This window comes from Streptomyces celluloflavus, assembly GCA_000720995.1.
In the GTDB taxonomy this organism is placed as follows: Bacteria; Actinomycetota; Actinomycetes; order Streptomycetales; family Streptomycetaceae; genus Streptomyces; species Streptomyces celluloflavus.
In genome coordinates this window covers 122,566-141,886 of record JOEL01000020.1, presented here as the reverse complement: position 1 = coordinate 141,886, position 19,321 = coordinate 122,566, and the positions used below count along the sequence as shown (strand labels likewise).

The following is a 19,321-nucleotide window of genomic DNA, read 5'->3' as shown; positions in this document are numbered from 1 at the left end:
ACGCCACGGCCGGCGCACGGCCCCCGGCCGGCCCCCGTCCGACGGGTACCACCACTGACCCACCCCTGCCGAAGCCACCTATCCGCTACCGCAACACCCCGTGCGTGACGGGAAGTTCGAGGACCCCGGCGTCCTCGGGCGCGCTGGTGACCGTCACCGGTTTACTGCCGCGATTGCCCGCATAGGCGGTGTCGCTCGCGGCGATCACCAGCCGCAGACGGTGCCCCGGCTCGTACCGGTGCACGATGCCCGGGAGCTGCACGGTGAACTTCCGGGTCACATCGGGCACCCGGGCCGGGGCGACCAGCCGGTGCACCAGCGTCTTCCCGCCGTCCGGTGCGATGTCGTACAACTTTGCGAAGAGCACCAGCTTGTCGGCGGCGTCCGCGGAGTTCTGCACCCGCTCGGTCGCCGGCGAGACCACCTTGAGGGTCACCTCGGGCGCGCCCACCACATCCACCGGACCGCCCGCGACCGGTGCGGAGGTCCAGTCCAGATAGGTGCCCCCGATGTCGTACGGCGCGGGGTCCGGCAGCCCGAGCATCCCGGCCAGCGAGGTCTCCGAATGGCTGGTGGCCAGCGCCCAGTTGCGGTACGTGCGGCTGCCGCGCACGACCTGTTCGCGCCGGGCCACGAGCGTGCCGTCGCCGGAGAGGTAGAGCCGGCTGCGGGTCGCGGGGACGGTGGAGGCGGTGGCGTAGACGGGCCCCTCGGTGACCCAGTCCCGGTAGTACGCGAAGGCCGGGCCGGTGTCGGTCGCCGTCCGGTGGCGCAGATAGCGGTCGAACCAGGCGAGGATCCGCCGGCCGACGTAGCTGGTGTCCAGGTTTTCCCGGGCCAGGTCGAGTTCGCCCTTGGGCGGGTTCTTGATGCCGCCGCTGTGGCCCCAGGACTGCCAGATCATCTTGGCCGTGGTGCCCTGTGCGGTCAGCGTCCGGTAGGTGGCGGTCGCCTCGTTGAGGTTGAAGAGACTGTCGTTCTGGCCCTGGACGAGCAGCGTCGGCGCCTTGACCGAGGACAGATAGCCGACCGGGGAGACGCTGCGGACGTAGCGGACCATCGCCGCGGTCCCCTCGGCCGGGTACCGCCCGGAGTCCAGCAGCCGCTTGGTGTCGCAGGCCGGTGCGACGAAGTGCAGGCAGCCCGCCGCGCCGATCCGTGACACGTCGAGGTTCGGATGGACCAGCCCCTGCGCCTCGCCGATCAGGAAGAACCCGCCGGTCCACTGGTACTTGTAGGCGCCGGGCGCCGGCCCGCCGACACCCCTCGTGCGATCGGCGTTGTTCGGGTCGAGGGAGTAGGCGAGGTCGTTCCAGGTGACCAGCGGGACGAGTGCGTCCACGCGGTGGTCGACGGCGGCGGTGGCCAGCTGGATCGCCCCGCCGTAGGACCCGCCGATCATGCCGACCCGCGGATCGCTCGGGCCGTCCTTGGTGACGTAGTCGATCCGGGTGCCGTTGTCGGCGGCCACGGCGCCGGCCAGGAAGTCGATCAGACGGCTCGCGGCCTTGCCGTCGATCCGGGGGTCGTCCAGGGAGATCGGGCAGCCGGTCTTGCCGAAGCCGAGGCCGGAGTAGGCCAGGGCGACATAGCCGCGGGCGGCGAACGCCTTGGCGATGGCGTCGGTGGAGCCGTCCGCCTTGCTGCCGCCGAAGCCGTTGGTGGTCAGCACGGCGGGCGCCGGGTGCGCGGCGTCCACGCCGTGCGGGCGGTAGAGGTCCGCGTCCACGGCGCAGTCGCGGTCACCGGCCCGTACGGTCACCTTCAGCGGGGTGACGGTGTACGGACCGGCGGCGGTCGCGGGGGCGGCCGGGGCGAGGGAGGCGGCGAGGGCGGTACCGGCCAGCAGGGCGAGGGAGATACGGAGCACGGGGCGGGACGCGGCTCGGGGCGCGCTGGGCACGAAGACCTCCAGAAGGAAATGTCGTACCACACAGTCGGTAACGGCGCGCTCATGCTGCGCCACCCGCGACGGACGAGTCAACGCCCGCGGCCCGCGTCGGCGCCAGGACATCAGTTCAGCGCCGCACGCCCGGCGGGGTGCGCGCGGGCGTGCGGCGGGGCCGGCCGAGCCACCGTCAGGTGCGCAGCTCCAGGGCCGGGATGTCGTCACGGTCGATGCCGAACGTCTGGGTGTAGAGGGCGAGTTCGGCCTCGATGGCGCGGACGATGGTCTCCTTGCGGCGGAAGCCGTGCCCCTCGCCGGCGAAGGTGAGATAGGCGTGCGCCACACCGCGTCCGGCGACCTCGGCGACGAACCGCTCGCACTGCGCGGGCGGGCAGATCACATCGTCCAGGCCCTGGAGCAGCAGGAACGGCGCGGCGATCCGGTCCGCGCGGTGCAGCGGGGAGCGCTCGCGGTAGCGCTCGGGCACCTCGGCGAGCGGGCCGACCAGCGACTCCAGGTACCGCGACTCGAAGTCATGGGTCTCGCCGGTCGCCCAGGAGGTCAGGTCCAGGACCGGATAGCTGATCGTGCCGCAGGCGTAGAGGTCGGTGGTGGTCAGGGAGGCGGCGGTGGTCCAGCCGCCCGCGCTGCCGCCGCGGATGGCCAGCCGGGCGCGGTCGGCGGTGCCCTCGTCGGCGAGCGACCGGGCGACGGCCGCGCAGTCCTCGACGTCCACCACGCCCCACCGGCCGCGCAGCCGCTCGCGGTACTCCCGGCCGTAGCCCGTCGAACCGCCGTAGTTGACCTGGGCGACGCCGATACCGCGGGAGGTGAAATAGGCGATCTCCAGGTCGAGTACGAGCGGGGCGCGGCCGGTCGGGCCGCCGTGCGCCCACACCACGAAGGGCGGCAGTTCGCCGTCGGGCCCGGTGTGGTCGGGGTGGTGCGGCGGATAGATGTGGGCGTGCACGTCCCGGCCGTCGGGGCCGGTGAACGTACGGGACCGGGGCCGGGGGTAGTACGCCGGGTCCAGCGCATCGGTGTGGCGGGAGGCGATCGGCCGGGAGCGGCCGGTGCAGGTGTCCAGTTCCACGATCTCGTAGGAGCTGTGCGGTCCGGCGGCGATGCCGATGACGCGGCTGCCGTGCGCGGCGAGATCGGGCGCCCACTCCGTCCACGGGCCCGCTCCATCGACCAGTTCGCCGGTGACCGGGTCGAGGATGCCCAGGGCGTTGGCGCCGTGCCCGTGGAGGGTGGCGACGGTGCCGCTCTCCAGCGGCAGGAACCAGCGCTGCCCGACGTTCCACAGCGGGCCGCCGAACTCCTCCTGCCGGGCCGGGCCCAGCCGCCGGCTCACCGCCGGGCCGCCGGCCGCCGCGCCGGGGTCCACCCGGCGCAGTTCCCACCAGCCGTCGGGGTCGGAGACATAGAGCAGCGAGCCGTCGGCGTCCCATTCGATCTGGGCGACGGATTCGCCCCGCGCGGTGGCGTCCGGGACGGTGGGGCCGAGGTCGCCGACGAGCGGCCGGGAGCCGGTGAACTCCCCCTCGGCGGTGATCTCGGCGAGCATCACCAGGGTGCCGTCCCAGGGCATCCGGGGGTGGTCCCAGGCGATCCAGGCGGCCCGCCGGCCGTCCGGGGAGAGCCGCGGTCCGGTGACGAAGCGGTGCCGGTCGTCGCTCAACTCCCTTACGGAGCCCCGGTGTTCGGCGGCGGCACCGTCGAGCGGCACGGCGGCGATCACGCGGCGCACATCGGTGGGCGCGGGGCCGGTGAACTCCTCCAGGACGCACCACACCTCACCGCGCTCCGGGCGGAGCACCGGGTCCACCCAGCGCAGCCCGTCGCCGACGGCGGAGAGCGGGGTCAGCGGGCGCGGGGCGGCCCCGCTGTCGGGTTCCCAGGCGTACAGCCGCTGGTCGGCGAAGTTGCTGAAGACGATCAGCGGTCCGCGGTCGGTGACCGTGCCGGTCCAGGGCCGGCCGCCGTATTCGAGCACCCGGCTGCGGACGTTCCAGGGCGCGGGCAGCTCCGCTTCCTCGGTGCCGGCCGGCCGTCTGCGGACCAGGGTGCGGCGGCCGCCCTCGGCGGGCCGGGGCTCGGTCCACCAGATGTCGTCGCCGACCAGGCCGAGGAAGGCGGGGCGGCCGTCGTGGGCGGCGACCGTCCGGGCGTCTATCGGGGACGGCCAGGCTCCGTAGGGGGCCGTGGTCACCATGCTGGGTTTCCTCCCGGGCCGGACCGGGCCGTACGGCCCGGCGGCCACATCGTCGTGGGCGGCGGCGCGCTACGCCTGTCGCAGGAAATGGTCGAGGACGCGGACGCCGAAGTGGAGGGCGTCGACCGGTACGCGTTCGTCCACGCCGTGGAAGAGCGCCTGGTAGTCGAAGTCCGGGGGCAGTTTGAGCGGGGAGAAGCCGTACCCGGTGATGCCCAGCCGGGAGAACTGCTTGGCGTCCGTGCCGCCGGACATGCAGTACGGGACGACGTGGCCCTCCGGGTCGAACTGCTCGATCGCGGCGCGCATCGCGGCGTAGAGGGGTGCGTCGACCGGCGCCTGGAGCGCGACCTCCCGGTGCTGGTAGTCCCAGGTCACATCGGGTCCGGTGAGCCGGTCCAGGGTCGTGCGGAACTCCGCCTCGCCGCCGGGGACGACCCGGCCGTCCACATGGCCGACGGCGCTGCCCGGGATCACGTTGATCTTGTAACCGGCGGCCAGCATCGTCGGGTTGGCGCTGTTGCGGACGGTCGGCTCGACCAGTTTGGCGGCCGGGCCGAGCTCGCCCAGCAGGCGGTCGACGTCGAAGCCGTCGGCGTGCACGTCCACGTCGATGCCGTACAGCGCGGCGAGTTCGCCGAGCGCGGCCCGCACGGTGGGGGTGAGCCGGACCGGCCATTCGTGCGCGCCGATCCGGGCCACCGCGGCGGCCAGCCGGCTGACGGCGTTCTCGCGGTTGACCTTCGAGCCGTGTCCGGCCCGGCCGTGGGCGGTCAGGGTCAGCCAGGCGGTGCCCCGCTCCCCCGCCGCGATCGGGTACAGCCGCTTCCCGTCGCCCGCGTGGAAGGTGAACGCCCCGGACTCGCTGATGCCTTCCGTGCAGCCCTCGAAGAGGCCGGGGTGCTGGTCGGCGAGGAATCCGGAACCGTCCTCGGCGCTGGCCTCCTCGTCGGCGGTGAAGGCCAGCACGATGTCGCGGCGCGGCCGGACGCCCGTGCGGGCCCATTGGCGGACGGTGGCGAGCACCATCGCGTCCATGTTCTTCATGTCGACGGCGCCGCGGCCCCAGACCACCCCGTCGCGGACCTCCCCGGAGAAGGGGTGTACCTGCCAGTCGGCGGGCTCGGCGGGCACCACGTCCAGATGCCCGTGGACCAGCAGCGCGTCGGCGGCCGGATCGGTGCCGGCGACCCGGGCGACGACGTTCGTACGGCCCTTGGTGCGCTCCAGCAGGGTGGGTTCCAGACCGGCGTCGGCCAGCCGCTCGGCGACGTACTCGGCGGCCGGGCGCTCCCGGCACTCGCCGTCGCCGGCGTTGGTGGTGTCGATGCGGATCAGCTCGGAGGTGAACCGCACGACCTCGTCGAGGGCCTGCTGGTCGACGGGACCGGGATGCTCAGCCATATTGTTCCTCCACGGCGGACGAGACGACGGTGGTGACCGCCTTGAAGCACCGGATGGCTTCGTACATGTCGTCACTGGTATAGGCGACGCGGCGCTCTCCGCTGCGCTCCACGCCCGGTACGCAGGTCGCGGCGCCCACCAGATGCTCCGCGTCGAACTCCAGCTCCAGGCGGAACGGGCCGCGCCGGGCCGGTTCGTGGCGCACCGCGAGCGGTGTCGCCTCCCGGGCCGCGGCCCGGATGTCGGCCGCGGTGCGGGCCGGCGGGCGGCACACCGCGGCGTAGCGCGACACATAGTCCTTGACCGCCACGCCGCGCGCCCGGGGGGCGTATCCCAGCGCGTCCTGGCAGGTCCGGTCGTCGCCGGTGACCAGCACGACCGGTACGCCGTATTCGGCGACCACCAGGGAGTTGAGGTAGCCCTCGCTGGCGCGGGTGCCGTCGACCCAGACACCGGTGAGGGTGTTGGCGAGATAGGTGTGCGCGAGGACGCCCTCGGTGCCGGCCGCGGTGTGGTAGCCGACGAAGGCGATGCCGTCGACATCGCCGTGCTGCACACCCTCGACCATGCTCAGCGACTTGTGCCGTCCGGTGAGCATCTGCGCGCGCTCGTCGAGCTTCTCCAGCAGCAGGTTGCGCATCGTCCAGTGCGCTTCGTTGACCAGGACCTCATCGGCCCCGCCGTCGAAGAATCCGGCAATCGCCGCATTGACATCGGAGGTGAACATATGGCGGCAGCGCTCCCATTGGGGCGTGCCGGGCAGCACGTCGGCGGGCCAGGTCACGCCGGTGGCGCCCTCCATGTCCGCGGAGATAAGGATCTTCACCATGCGTCAGTCCTATCGCAGGTGGGAGGCAGTACGCACCGGTCCGGACATCATGAATTGGCATCTTTTTGCGAGGACCGGACGGGTTCCCACCCTACTCGGGGCCGTACGCCGGGCCGGGTGGGCGGACTTCCGCCGCGCCGCCGGGCGGCGGCAGCGGCCGACGGTACGCATCCGTCGGCCGCTGCCGTGCGGTCAGTGTCCCCGGCGGCCGCGCCGTACCGTGAACTCGTCCACCGCGGACCCGTCCTCGATCAGGCAGCGGACCTTCAGCTGCGCGGCGCGGCCCGCGGCGGCCGGTGTGACGTCGACCGTCACCAGCCCGTAGCCGGTGTACCGGACCCGGGACCATTCGACCTTGACGGTCTGTTCGTGGCCGTCCCTGGTGGAGACCACCATGGGGACCGGTTCGTCGTTCGGCTTCTCGTGGCCCAGGTAGGTGTCGCCCACCGGGAACTTGTAGAGGCCGCCCCCGCCGCCGCCCGCCACCACGTAGGTGGTGCCGTCCGCCACCGGGTCGGTGGTGCCGCCGGAGGGGAGTTTGCGGGTGGCCTTGCCGCCGCGGATCGGGTCGGTCCGCTCGTAGACGTGGTTGTGGCCGTTGAGCACCAGATCCACCTGGTAGCGGTCGAACAGCGGGGCCCAGTCCTGCTGGGCGCCCAGTTCGGCTCCGTTGTCGTGGCAGGTGGAGTAGGTGCACTGGTGGAAGTAGACGACGATGAAGTCGATGGTGGGATCGGCGCGGAAGGCGGCCAGCCGGCGGCGCAGCCACGGTGTCTGCTTCCCCCTGGTGTAGTCCAGGTTGGCGGGGGTGTTGAAGCAGACGTCATTGCCGTCCAGGCTGAGCAGCCCGACGTTCTGGTAGCGCCAGGAGTAGATGCCGGTGGAGCGCTCCCAGGCGTTGTCGGGCATGGCGTACCGCGCGCGCATCCCGCCGTAGCCGTCCTCCCCGTACCACGCCTCCATCTCGTGGTTGCCCATCGAGATCATCCACGGGGTGCGGGACGAGACCGGCTCGTTCTGGACGAAGAAGGAGTCCCAGACGCGGGCGTCGTACTTGTCGGAGCGGGTGCCGCCGCCCTCGGTGTTGGCGTAGCAGAGGTCGCCCATGTGCAGATGGAAGGCGGGATCGAGACCGGCTATCAGGTTGCTCGTGGCGGCGGCGTTGTAGCCGATGCCCTGGTCGCCGAAGGCGGTGAAGGTGAAGGCGCCGCCGTGCCCCGGTGCGGGGGCGGTGCGGAAGCTGGCCACCTCGCCGAGGCGGGCGCCCTGGGCGACCGGGTCGTAGCCCCGGTGGCCGACGACGTAGTAGTACGTCGTGTCCGGTACGAGGTGGTCCAGAGCCGCGTGCAGGTGGTACTGGGTGACCTTCTTCGGTTTGACCAACGGCTGGTCCTCCACCGGGTGTTGCCAGGCGAGCTTGCTGACCAGCGGGCGGACCTCGGCGCGGACGCGGTTGCCCAGGTCGCCGGGGTTCAGGCCGATCCGGATGAACGGGTCGGCCACGGCGGCGGGCACCTGCCAGGAGACGACCATCTGCCGGGCGGGGTCGGCCCCGAAGTTGATGTGCCGTCCGAAGGGGCGCAGCGCGGACCCGGCGGTACGGACGGCGGAGGGGACGGCCGGGCCGGCGGCCGCGGCCGGGGCGGTGCGCGGTTCCGCGACCGCGGCCGCCGCGCCGCCCGGCAGCAGGACCGTACCGGCGGCCCATGCGGCGCCGCCCGACGCGCCGATGCGGAGGATGCCGCGGCGGGAGTGCCCGGAGTGCCGGGACGCGGTCCCATCCGGTGGAGTGGTGTGCCCCTCCCGACCGGAGGCGGGTTCCGTGGGCCGCTCGTGCTGCTCGGCGGGGACCGGGCGGGCCGGGCCGCTGCCGGAATTCTCACTCGGCCGCGCCGACGGGGCGGCTCCGTCGGGTCGTTCACCGTGCGCTGACGTCTCGAACATGCCCGGACGCTAAGGGAACCCGTCGGACTCGACAAGAGGTTCGACCGGCAAAAGATCACTGTGCGTGAGACCGACCGGAACATGCCCACCGGTCGCCATCTATCGGCCACTTACCGGCGTCGGTGGATGCTCCCGCCGCGCCCGGACACCCGGCCCCAGGGCAGCGGAGCGGGGCGGCGCAGGGCCGCCCGCGTTCCAGAGGAGTGTTCCAGGGGCTTCCCGTTTCCCCAGGTCACAGGGTGCGCGGGCGTTCCGGCGTCCCGCATGCCCGGATACGTCTGGCGGTGGAATCCGCCGCCCCGCAAGCTGAGTTCACCACCGGCCGCCGCCGCTCCGGCCGCGCGGCAGTCGCCGTCGCCGTCGTCTGCGCACCGGTCCGGTCCCCGCGGCGTACCGGCCGCGGGCACGCCGTCCGCCGCCGCGGGCGCCGCACCGTATACGCCATCGTCGCTTTCCGCATCCACCACGGACACACCCCGGGGAGAAGCACACACATGAACATCCGCCGCACCCGTATCGCCACCGCCGCCGCGACCGCCCTCGTCGGCGCCCTCGCCCTCACGGGCCTGACGACCGGAGCCGCCACCGCCGCGCCGGCCACGGTGAAGGCCGCCTCGCCCGTTACCTGCACCGGCGCCAACACCAAGGTCGAGGTCTCCCAGGTGAGCCGTCCCATCAATCACCTGCTGATCAAGGCCACCAACACCGGCAAGGTGCCCTGCTATGCGTACGGCGCCCCGCTGATGGGCTTCAACGACCCGCAGGCCGCCCTGCCGATCCTCCGCGACAGCATCCCGCAGGCCGTGGTCACCCTGGAGCCGGGGCAGTCCGCCTATGCCGGCGTCCGCACCTCGGGCGACGGCGGCCACGGCCAGTGGGGCACGAAACTGTCCCTGGGCTTCCAGGGCCGCGACCTCGCCGGCTCGGTCGGGCCCATGGTCTCCCCCGCCGTCCCCAAGGGCACCTGGGTCGACGACTCGGCCACGGTCACCTACTGGCAGACCACCGCGGCCGACGCCCTCTTCTGGTAACCCGTCCCCCGCGCACAGCCGGCGCCGAACCCACCCCGGTCTCCCTTCCCCCCTGGAGACCGGGGTGTCCGGCGTGCCGCGACGGCTCGCGGCGTCCGCCGCCGCCCGCTCAGCCCAGCACGGTGTCGAGGTGGTAGTCCAGCGCCTCCATGGCCGCCTCGGGTGAGCGCTGCCCGAGGGCGACGTCCACGCCGAGGCCCGTGGCGAGGGTCCAGCAGATGTCCGCGTCGATCCGGTCGTCGCCCCGGGACGTGGTGCCGCGCTCGTGCCGGGCGGCGGTGATGAGACCGGCGGTGAACGAGACGAGTTCACCGTCGTTCGGGGCGAGGACGCCCGCCATGGCCGGGTCCGAGACGGCCCGTCCGAGCACGGCGACGGACAGCTGGAGGAGGCGCAGGCCGTCTTCGTCGCGGGCGAGCATCGCATGGAGGCAGGCCCGCAGGATCGTCTCGGCGCTCGCCTCGCCGGCCGCGTGGACGGACGCCTCGATCCTGGCGTTGAGCGCGCGTACGGCGCGGGCGACGGCGTCGCGGATCAGCTCCTCCATCGTGCCGTAGTAGTGCTGCACCTGCCCCATGGAGACCCCGGCCTCCGCTGCGACCTTGCGCAGGGTGACGCCTTCGAGGCCGTCCCGGACCGTCAGCGTCCATACGGCTTCGGCCAGCCGTCTCCTGCGGTCCTCGTGGTCCACGACCTTCGGCATGCGCCCCTCCAGTTAATGCAATGCGTCTGCATTGCGTCATCGCCACCAGTTTATTACAGTGCACTTGCATTGCTAAAGCGCGCCGGTGTCCGCACCGGCCTGCGCGCACACCGTTTTCCGCACCCCGAAAGGTCATCATGAAGTTCGACGTGTTCCAGATCATCGGCGCGGTCCTCACCGTCCTCGGCGGCCAGGGGGCGATCCGGCTGCTGATCGACCACGACAACACCGGACTGCTCGGCGCGCTCCCCGGCGGTTTCGCGGGCCGCCTGACCGTCTATCTGGCCGCCACCACGGCGGGCGTCCTCCTGGCCGGCTGGGCCCACGGCCGCGCCAAGGCGCTCGGGCGGCGCAAGTGACCGCCGGGGCGCCGGGGTTCCGCACCAGGCTGCGGATGCTCGCCGCGGCGGCGGGGGTGCTGCTGCTGACGGCGTGCGGCACACCGGCCACACAGGCCGGACCTGCCGCACCGGCCGCAGCGGCCGGCGGCGAAGGGGCCGCCCCGGTGGTGCGGACCGCGTCGGGGCAGGACGGGTTACGGCGGTTCCGGGGCATCCCGTTCGCCGCCCCACCGGTCGGCGACCGGCGCTGGCGGCCACCGCAGCCCGCCGCCGCGTGGACCGGCACCCGGGACACGACGCGATCGGGGCCGGTGTGCGAACAGCCCGCATCGCCCGAGCTGCCGCGCGGCACCCCGCGGAGCGAGGACTGCCTCACCCTCGACATCACGGCCCCGGCCGGACCGGGCGCGAACCGGCCGGTCCTGGTGTGGGTGCCCGGCGGCGGATTCCTCACCGGTGCGGGCTCGATCCACGACCCGGCCCGGCTGGTTCGGGCGGGAGAGCTGGTCGTCGTCACGGTCAACTACCGGGTGGGGGTGTTCGGTTTCTTCGCCCATCCCGACCTCGGACGGAGCAGCAACTTCGGGCTCCAGGACCAGTTGGCCGCGCTGCGCTGGGTGCGGGCCAACATCGCCCGGTTCGGCGGCGACCCCGGCGCCGTCACCCTGGCCGGGGAGTCCGCCGGGGCGATGAGCACCTGCTCCCTCATGACGTCACCGGCCGCGCGGGGCCTGTTCCGGCGGGCCATCGTCCAGAGCGGATCCTGTCTGACCGGCCATCCGGCCGGTGCGCTGGGCCCAGGTGTCGGCGCGGTCTCCAGCTGGCAGCCGATCGGTACGGTGCAGGGCACCGGCCGGGCCCTCGCCGAGCGGCTCTCCTGTACCGGCGTCGCCTGTCTGCGCAAGGTGCCCGCGGACCGGCTCCTGCCGTACACCGCGCAGTTCCCGATGGTCGCCTACGGCACCGGCCTGCTGCCGGCCGAACCCGCCGCGGTGTTCGCCGCCGGAAAGGAGGCGGACGTCCCCCTCCTCCAGGGCAATACCCGCGACGAACACGTCGAGTTCGCCCTGGCCGCCTACCCCGGCGGCCGCACCGCCGCCGAGTACTCCGCCGCACTCCGGACCGCGTTCGGCGCCGCCGCACCGCGGGTCGAGCGGCGCTATCCGGCGGGGGACTTCCCGTCCCCGATCGCGGCGCTCGGCCGGGTGTTCAGCGACCGCGACTGGATCTGCCCCACCGGGGAGTCCGGCCGCCTGCACGCCCGTATTTCTCCCACCTACACCTACGTCTTCGCGGACCCCACCGCCCCCACCACCAGCGGCCGGCCGCTGCCCGGCACCGTCCGGCCCGCGACCGCGCACGGCTCCGAACTCGGCTATCTCTTCGACTTCCCCGACGGCCCCGCGCTCACCACCGAACAGCGGGCCCTGGCCGGACAACTCGTCGGCTACTGGGCCCGGTTCGCGCGGACCGGCGACCCCAACGGCCCCGGCGCCCCGGCCTGGCCACGCTTCGGCGCCCACGCCACCGCCCTCACCTTCGGCGCGGACTCCGTACGGACCGTCGACCTGGACGCCGCCCACCACTGCGGACTCTGGTTCTGACCCCCGGCGCGGCGGCGCGGAAAGACCTGTGCGGACTCCGCACAGGTCTTTCCACCGTGCGACAACAGCGCCCGGCCTGCCCTTCACCGGTCCACGGCCCGTTCCGGGCGCCGCCGCACCCCGCCGCCGGGACCGGTGCGGTCCGCCCTACGCCGCCGGGGTCCCGGGGGCCAGCAGCCCGGAGGTGTCGATCACCTGCCGGATCGCCGCCCCGCTCGCCAGTTCCTCCAGCGCCTCATTGAGTCCGGTGAGCGGGAGCGTGCCGGTGTGCAGTTCCTCCACCGGCATCGCCCCGGCCCGCCAGAGGTCCAGATAGCGCGGGATGTCCCGGCGCGGGACCGCGTCGCCCATGTACGAGCCGATCAGCGACTTCCCCTCGCCGGCGAAGGCCAGCGCGGGCACCTCCAGGGTCCGGCCCGGGGCCGGCAGGCCCACCGAGACGACCCGGCCGCCCCGGTCGACCGCCCGGAGGCACTCCCCCGTCACGGCCGGGCTGCCGACCGCCTCGACGGCCAGTTCGGCGCCGCCGTCCGTGAGCTGACGGATCGCCTCGACGGCGCCGTCGGGGGCGAGCGCGTGGTGGGCGCCGAGCCGCCGGGCCAGATCGCGTTTGGCCGGCACCGGGTCGACGGCGATGACGGGGTAGGCACCGGCCGCCCGAGCGCCCAGCACCGCGGAGAGGCCGACGCCGCCGAGCCCGTACACGACCGCGGACTGACCGGGGCGCAGCGCCGCCGTGTTGATCACCGCGCCCGCGCCGGTGAGGACCGCGCAGCCGAACATCGAGGCCACGGCGAACGGTACGTCGGACGGGATCGGGACCACCGACTCCTGGGCGACGACGGCGTATTCGGCGAACGCGGAGACCCCCAGCTGGTGGTGGACGGTCCGGCCGGCGGCGTCCCGCAGCAGCGGGGGTCCGTGCAGCAGACCGCCGGAACCGTTGGCCGCCGCGGCCGCACCGCACAGTGCGGGACGGCCCTCGCCGCAGCGGCGGCACTGTCCGCAGCTGGGCACGAAGACCAGCGCGACATGGTCGCCGGGGGCGACGCGCCGTACGCCGGGACCGGTCTCCGCCACCACACCGACCGCCTCGTGGCCCAGCGCCATCGGCAGCGGGCGGACCCGGTCGCCGTTGACGACGGAGAGGTCCGAGTGGCAGAGGCTGGCCGCGGCCACCCGGACCAGTACCTCGCCCTCCCGGGGCGCGCCCAGCGTCAGCTCCTCGATCTCCACGGGCCGGCTGTCCCGGTAGGGGCGGCGCCCGGTGACCTCGCGCAGGACGGCTGCCGCGATCTTCATGCGGCCGCCTCCGCGCGCGGGGTGCAGCGCAGGACGTCGCGCTGTTCCAGGAGGGGCACGATCCGGCCGATGACGAGGTCCTGGAAGTGGGCCGAGGCGCAGTGCGCGGTGAAGTCGGCCTCGGCGCCGTACTCCTCGTACAGCACGATGGCGCGCGGGTCCTCGGTGCCCTGGTGGACGCGGTACCGGCGGCAGCCGGGCTCCTGGCGGGAGGCCCGGGACATGGCGTCGAGCAGGGTCAGCACCTCCTCCTCACGTCCGGGCAGGGTGCGGTATCGGGCGATGACGACATAACTCATGTCCTACTCCAAGGAGGTGGGGCGGGCGGGGGCGGCGGGCACCGCCGGGAGCTGATCGCGGCGCAGCTCCCACAGGCGGGGGTCGGAGGTGGCCGCGGCGACCGCGCCGAGGGCGAGCGCCTTGGCCACGTCCGCGGCCGTCTCGACGAAACCGGCCGCCACGAAGGGCGTCATGGCCCGCTGCGCCTGCGGGCTCATATGCGCCACGATCGGCGCGGGCATGACCTCCACCAGGTCGGGCAGTCCCCGGGCCACCGCGTCCGTGCTGCGCCGCAGGTTGGACCGGTCGGTGACGAACACCTTCATCATGGACAGCAGGCCCAGCGGCCGGGCCTTCTCGATGAGGTTGAGCCGGGTGCTGACCACCCCGGCGGCGCCCATGTGCTTGAGGAACTCCAGTGCGCCGCGGTCCTGTGCCAGGCCGGGGCTGCTGTCGACGTTGACGAAGACCGTCTTGCCCGCCCGGCCGAGGGCGGGCACGATCTGCGGCAGCTGCCCCACCGGCAGTGAGGCGACGATGCCCACCGACGCGGGGGCCTCGGCGAACTGCCGTACCAGTTGCGCCCCGACGACCGATGCGATGACGGGGACCTGGGAGAAGGCGGTGGAGAGCCGGCGGTCGAGGGCGACGCCGGGCCGGGGTCGAGGATTCATGGCCTGCCTGTGGTGGAGGGCGCCGGCTCAGGCCAGCGGTGCGGTGCCGAAACGGCTGGGCAGGCCCAGTTTGCCCGGGTTGAGAATGCCGGCCGGATCGAGGGCCTCCTTGACGGCGGCGAAGGCGGCGAACCCGGCGCCGAGGGCTTCGGGCAGGTAGGGGCCGCGCAGCAGACCGCAGCCGTGGTGGTGGCTGATCGCCGCGCCGTGGCGCAGCAGGACCTCGTTGGCGGCGTCCCAGACGGCGCGGTACCACTCGCGGCGCCGGCCGGGCTCGACATCGCCGCGCAGCGAGAAGTAGACGCAGGCGCCGTCGGTGTAGGCGTGGGACTGGTGGGCGGAGGCGGCCAGGGTGCCGGGTACGGACTGGATGGCGGCGGTCACCTCCGTGTAGATGCCGGGCAGTTCGGCCCAGGAGGCGGCCATCTCCAGGGTGTCGGCGACGAAGCCGGGGCCCGGGGTGAAGCCGTCGGAGGACTTGCCGACCAGCATCCGTTCGTTCAGCCAGCGCGCGAAGACGGCGTCGCTGTCGAGTTCGGGACCGTATTCGGCGCAGATCTCGGCGCTGACCGCCAGGCCCGCGTCCACCAGCGCGGGGTCGCCCTCGTCGGCGATGAGCAGCAGGTTGGTGTCCGGCAGGTCGAAGTGGACCTTGCTCTCCAGGGCGTCGTAGAGCCGCAGTACGGCGGGGGTGGCGCCGCGCTGGAGGATGCGGCGGCAGGCTTCGAGGCCCTCGGCGAAGGTGGCGAAGCCGAAGGCGAGGGCCTTGGCGTAGCCGGGGAGCGGGTGGACGCGCAGCCGGGCGCCGGTGATGACGCCCAGCGTGCCTTCCGAGCCGATGAACAGCTGGCGCAGGTCGGGGCCGGTGGCGGCGCGGGAGTAGTCGCCGTAGGTGGCGCGGGTGCCGTCGGCGTGCACGACGTCGATGCCGACGACCATGTCCTCGATCTTGCCGTAACGGGTGGAGAGCTGGCCGGCGCCGCGGCAGGCGATCCAGCCGCCGACGGTGGAGACGGCGAACGCGGACGGCCAGTGGCCGGTGGTCACGCCGTACGTCTCCTGGAGTTCCTGCTCGAAGAGGTCGCCGAACATGCCCGCCTGGACGTCCACGACGTTCGACGCCGCGTCGAAGGACGTGATCCGGTTCAGGCCGCACAGGTCCAGGACGACGCCGCCGAAGACGGGCAGCGCCGCGCCGGTGACGTTGCTGCGGCCCGCCGAGGGGGTGACCGGGATGCCGGCCGCGTGGCAGATCCGCAGGACGGCGGCGACCTGGTCGGCGTCGGTGGCCTCGACGACGACGGCGTCCGGGGTCGCCGGGTGGCCGTCGGTCTCGCCGATCATCGAGCCGGCCCACCAGTCGCGGGTGCGGGCGACGACCTCGGCGCGCTCGACGTGGACGGCGTGCGCGGCGTCGCGCAGCGCGGCCAGCACCGCGTCGGGGACGGGCACGGGGTCCGCGCTCTGGAGGGCGGCGCCGCCGTCGCCGATGGGCGTGGTGCGGGCCCAGCGCGGGGGTGTGGGGGCGCCGACGGTGTAGTCGCCGCGGTTGAAGGGGTGGGTGATGGTCTGTCGGCTGATCACGGTGCTGCTCCTTGGGTGGTGCGGGCCGCTCGGTGCGGAGCGGCGGGGGCGCGTGGGGTACGTGGGGTACGTGAGTGGGTCCGCGCGGGAGCCGGCCGCTCAGGCCGTCCCGGGCCCGGTGACCGCGGCGGCGCCCTCGAAGAGGACCGTCCGCTCGTGACGTACGTCGGCGAGGTAGGCGTTGACCTGCTGTTCGACCTGGGCGTCGGTCAGGCCCAGTTCCCGGCCGAGCAGCGCGCCGACGGCCGGCGCCGCGGCAGCCGAGGCGTCCCGGGCGAAGAGCCGGGCGCGGGTGCGGCGGGAGAGGACGTCGTCGACCGAGCGGGCGAGTTCGCAGCGGGCCGCGTAGACGACCTCGGCGCGGGTGTAGGGCAGACCGGCCACGACCGGGTCGGCGAGGGTCGGGTCCTCGCTGATCAGGTCGTGCACGAAGCGCGCCTCGGTGCCGTAGCGCTCGCCGAAGTGCGCGGCGAGTCCGCCGGTCGCGGCGACCGCCTCGGCGTCGTAGCCCGCGCCGCCCAGCAGCGGCAGGTGGGCGGTGCGGCTGCGGACCTGCCCCTTGCGGCCGAGGACGGTGAGGACCTTGTCGATGACCAGCTCGCCCATGTGGCGGCTGGTGGTGAGTTTGCCGCCGGTCACGGTGACCATGCCGCCGGCGCCGATGGTGATGTGGTGGTCGCGGCGCATGTCGAGGGTGGCGCCCTCCTTGCCCCCGACCAGCGGCCGCAGCCCGCCGATGCTGCCGACCACGTCGTCCGGGCCGAGCTGGGTGTCGAAGGCGGTGTTGGCGCCCTCCAGCAGGAACTCCATCTCCTCGCGGGTGCAGTGCACATCGTCGGAGGAGCCCTGGTAGTCGTTGTCGGTGGTGCCGAGCACCACGGTGTCGCCCCAGCGGGTGCAGGTGGCCCGGCGGGCCCGGCCGGGGATCGGGACGGTGATGGTGCAGTCGTTGCGGATCTTGTGCCAGGGCACCACGATATGGACGCCCTTGGCCGGGCGCACCTGCGGCCGGTGCCCGTCGTCGGCCATCGAGTCGACGCTGTCGCTCCATACGCCGGTGGCGTTGACCACGGCGTTGGCGCGGATGGTGAGGGTCTCGCCGTCGGCGCCCGCCTCGGCGCCGCCGACCCGGCCGTTGCGGGTGATCAGCCGGTTCACCGTGGCGCCGTTGAGCACCGTGGCGCCCAGCGCCGCCGCGGTACGGATGATGGTGAGGGTCAGCCGGGCGTCGTCGGCGCGGCTGTCGAAGTAGAGCAGCCCGCCCGTGAGGTGCTCGGCGCGGAGCGTCGGGGCGTGCCCGAGGACTTCGGGGACGGTCAGCCGCTGGTGGAGCTTGCCGATGCGCCAGCCGCCGACCAGGTCGTAGGTCCACAGCAGGCCCTCGAAGCCCTTGGCGAGCCGGGGGTCGAAGACCCCTTCCTTCTCCAGGATGGGGAAGAGGAACGGCAGCCGCTGGACGAGGTGCGGGGCGTTCTTGCGGAAGCGGTGGCGCTCCAGCAGTGAGTGCCGGACGAGGTTGACGTTGCCCTGTTCGATGTACCGCAGCCCGCCGTGCACCATCTTGGAGGACTTCGACGAGGTGCCGGAGGCGAAGTCGTCCTTCTCCACCAGCGCGGCGCGCAGTCCCCGGGAGGCGGCGTCCAGGAGGGCGTACGCGCCGGTGATGCCGCCGCCGATGACGAGCACGTCGAAGACCTCGTCCGCCAGCCGGCGCTTGATCCGGTCGCGGTCGAGGAGCAGGGGCTTGCCGCGGGCGGCGGCCGCGGCGGCGCGCCGCGGTTTGCGGGCGGGCATGGTGATCACGAGATCAACTCCTGGTGGTTCGGGTGGTGCTGGTGGATCGGGTGGTGCGGTGAGTGGGGGTGGCGCCGGCAGGGCGGGGCGCCGGTGAGCCGGGGTGGTCCGGGCGGTCCGGTGTCAGGGGCCGTCCGGGGCCGCTCCGCGGCCGGGCGGGTGCAGATGCCGGGCCATCAACTCCCGCCACCACGCCCGGCGTTCGGCCCGTTCGTCCGGTCCGGTGGCCGGTTCGAAGATCTCTCCCCGGGGCTGTGCCTCGACGACCTCCGTGAGCGAGGACCACAGGCCCTCGTGCACGCCCGCCAGATACGCGGTGCCCCGCAGACTGGCGGTGGCGGAGTCGGTGACCCGCTCCAGGGGGAGGCCGGTGAGGTCGGCCTGGATGCGCATGAGCGGATCGCTGCCGGACACCCCGCCGCCGACCCGCAGTTGCCGGAAGGGCGCGCCCATCGTGCCGGCCACCCCGTCGATGAGGTCGCACACCGAGTGCGCGATGCCGTCGAAGACCGCTCGGGCGACGTCCGCGCGGCCGGTGGCGAGGGTGAGGCCGCCGAGCGCGGCCGCGGCCTCCGGGTGCCAGTCGGGCGTACGGACCCCGACCAGCGCCGGGATGAACCAGGCGCCGCTCGCCGGCGCGCCCTCCGCCCGGCCGGCCAGCTCGCCGATCTCCTGCGGGGAGGTGAAGAAGCCGAGGTCGTCGCAGAGCCAGCGCAGCGCGGAGCCGGTGGTGGAGCTGTACGCCTCCAGGCTGTACTGCGTGGTCGTGCCCTGCCGCCAGCCGGGCTGGGCGAGCACCCCGGAGATCCCGGGCCGGGGCAGGGCGGGGCGGTGGCCGGTCGCGACGTCCACGAACGCGCCGGTCCCGTACACGCACATACCGTGCCCGGCGGCGAGACCGCCGAGCGCGATCAGTGCCGCGTGCTGGTCGCCCATGGAGGCGGCGATCGGCACCCGGACGCCCAGGACGGCGGGGTCGGTGGTGCCGAACCCGGCGTCGTCGGCGCACAGCCGGGGCAGCAGCTCGGGCGGGAAGCCCTGGTGCGCGATCCACTCCTCGTCCCAGGCGTGCCGCTCCAGGAGGTATCCGCCGGTGGAGCAGGCGTTGGTGGCCGTCGTGGCGTGCACGGCGCCGCCGGTCAGCTGCCAGATCAGCCAGGTGTCGACGGTGCCGAAGACGAGCCGGCCCGCCCGGTGGGCGTCCCGTACCGCGGGGTGTTCCGCGAGCTGCCGGGCGGCCCAGTAGAACGGGGCGCGCGAGCCGACCGGGCGGCCGGTACGGCCGATGAGGACCTGGTTCCAGGCGGCCTCGAAGGCGAGCAGCTCCTGTGCGTAGCGGCGGTCCTGCCAGACCACGGCGGGCAGCAGGGGGCGGCCGGTGACCCGGTCCCAGAGCATGGCCGTCGCCCGCTGGGTGGAGAGCGCGAGCGCCCGGATCTCGATGCCCTCCGCGCGCGCCGCGGCGAGCGCCTGGCGGCACACCTCCAGGGTGGCGGTCCAGATCTCCATCGGGTCCTGTTCGACGGAGTGCGCGTCGGGGCGGGCCACCTTGATCGGCCGGTAGCGGACCGGTCCGGCGGCGCCGGAGTCCAGGACGACACCGGCCCTGGTGCCCGTCGTGCCCTCGTCCACGGCCAGTACGCCGAGCCGGCGGCCACCGCCGTGGGGTGGGGCGAGGTGCGGCCCGGTGGTGTGCTCCGGGCCGGGGAATGTCTGCGTCATTGCA

Annotated in this window: 15 protein-coding genes; 3 read left to right on the top strand and 12 right to left on the bottom strand. The window is 73.7% G+C overall.

What is annotated here, in order from left to right; translation table 11 throughout:
• Window positions 1–85: 85 nt before the first annotated feature.
• From IH09_RS20160 to IH09_RS20140, 5 genes are all read right to left on the bottom strand, one after another.
• Window positions 86–1,903, bottom strand: a complete 1,818-nt coding sequence (locus IH09_RS20160; protein ID WP_244933976.1) for a CocE/NonD family hydrolase — start codon at window positions 1,901–1,903, stop codon at window positions 86–88.
• A gap of 175 nt (window positions 1,904–2,078) precedes the next feature.
• Window positions 2,079–4,106 (bottom strand): S9 family peptidase, encoded by a 2,028-nt coding sequence (locus IH09_RS20155; protein ID WP_052858285.1) that lies wholly within the window; start codon window positions 4,104–4,106, stop codon window positions 2,079–2,081.
• A gap of 69 nt (window positions 4,107–4,175) precedes the next feature.
• Entirely contained in the window at window positions 4,176–5,510 is a 1,335-nt protein-coding gene (locus IH09_RS20150) for a M20/M25/M40 family metallo-hydrolase (protein ID WP_052858282.1), read from the bottom strand.
• Window positions 5,503–6,336: a M55 family metallopeptidase gene (locus tag IH09_RS20145; RefSeq protein WP_052858402.1), complete on the bottom strand. Its 834-nt coding sequence runs from the start codon at window positions 6,334–6,336 to the stop codon at window positions 5,503–5,505. The genes IH09_RS20150 and IH09_RS20145 overlap by 8 nt, the downstream gene beginning before the upstream one ends.
• A gap of 195 nt (window positions 6,337–6,531) precedes the next feature.
• Window positions 6,532–8,283, bottom strand: a complete 1,752-nt coding sequence (locus IH09_RS20140) for a purple acid phosphatase family protein (RefSeq protein ID WP_110952439.1) — start codon at window positions 8,281–8,283, stop codon at window positions 6,532–6,534.
• 494 nt (window positions 8,284–8,777) lie between these two features.
• Here IH09_RS20140 and IH09_RS20135 point away from each other — a divergent pair, with 494 nt between their 5' ends.
• On the top strand, window positions 8,778–9,314 hold the full coding sequence (locus IH09_RS20135; protein ID WP_052858398.1) for a DUF4232 domain-containing protein: 537 nt from the start codon (window positions 8,778–8,780) through the stop codon (window positions 9,312–9,314).
• A 109-nt stretch (window positions 9,315–9,423) separates the two neighbouring features.
• Here the strand turns inward: IH09_RS20135 and IH09_RS20130 are convergent, their stop codons facing one another.
• On the bottom strand, window positions 9,424–10,017 hold the full coding sequence (locus IH09_RS20130) for a TetR/AcrR family transcriptional regulator (protein ID WP_052858279.1): 594 nt from the start codon (window positions 10,015–10,017) through the stop codon (window positions 9,424–9,426).
• A gap of 137 nt (window positions 10,018–10,154) precedes the next feature.
• Between IH09_RS20130 and IH09_RS20125 the strand changes: the two genes are divergently transcribed.
• Both IH09_RS20125 and IH09_RS20120 read left to right on the top strand, forming a co-directional pair.
• Window positions 10,155–10,376: a hypothetical protein gene (locus IH09_RS20125; RefSeq protein ID WP_052858277.1), complete on the top strand. Its 222-nt coding sequence runs from the start codon at window positions 10,155–10,157 to the stop codon at window positions 10,374–10,376.
• On the top strand, window positions 10,373–11,962 hold the full coding sequence (locus IH09_RS20120) for a carboxylesterase/lipase family protein (RefSeq protein WP_318279493.1): 1,590 nt from the start codon (window positions 10,373–10,375) through the stop codon (window positions 11,960–11,962). The genes IH09_RS20125 and IH09_RS20120 overlap by 4 nt, the downstream gene beginning before the upstream one ends.
• Window positions 11,963–12,109: 147 nt before the next feature.
• Here IH09_RS20120 and IH09_RS20115 read toward each other — a convergent pair whose 3' ends face one another.
• The 6 genes from IH09_RS20115 to IH09_RS20090 form a co-directional block, all read right to left on the bottom strand.
• Window positions 12,110–13,264: a zinc-binding dehydrogenase gene (locus IH09_RS20115; RefSeq protein WP_052858275.1), complete on the bottom strand. Its 1,155-nt coding sequence runs from the start codon at window positions 13,262–13,264 to the stop codon at window positions 12,110–12,112.
• Complete coding sequence (locus tag IH09_RS20110) at window positions 13,261–13,563, bottom strand: putative quinol monooxygenase (RefSeq protein ID WP_052858273.1); 303 nt, start codon at window positions 13,561–13,563, stop codon at window positions 13,261–13,263. Before IH09_RS20110 ends, IH09_RS20115 begins: the two co-directional genes overlap by 4 nt.
• A gap of 3 nt (window positions 13,564–13,566) precedes the next feature.
• Entirely contained in the window at window positions 13,567–14,217 is a 651-nt protein-coding gene (locus tag IH09_RS20105) for a glycerol-3-phosphate responsive antiterminator (protein WP_052858271.1), read from the bottom strand.
• A gap of 27 nt (window positions 14,218–14,244) precedes the next feature.
• The gene (locus IH09_RS20100) at window positions 14,245–15,801 is read right to left on the bottom strand and encodes an FAD-binding protein (RefSeq protein ID WP_052858267.1); all 1,557 of its coding nucleotides are present in this window, start codon (window positions 15,799–15,801) and stop codon (window positions 14,245–14,247) included.
• Between the two features lie 99 nt (window positions 15,802–15,900).
• Window positions 15,901–17,604, bottom strand: coding sequence for an FAD-dependent oxidoreductase (locus tag IH09_RS20095; protein ID WP_052858265.1), 1,704 nt, complete (start codon window positions 17,602–17,604; stop codon window positions 15,901–15,903).
• A gap of 114 nt (window positions 17,605–17,718) precedes the next feature.
• Window positions 17,719–19,317, bottom strand: a complete 1,599-nt coding sequence (locus IH09_RS20090; protein WP_052858263.1) for an FGGY family carbohydrate kinase — start codon at window positions 19,315–19,317, stop codon at window positions 17,719–17,721.
• Window positions 19,318–19,321 lie beyond the last annotated feature (4 nt).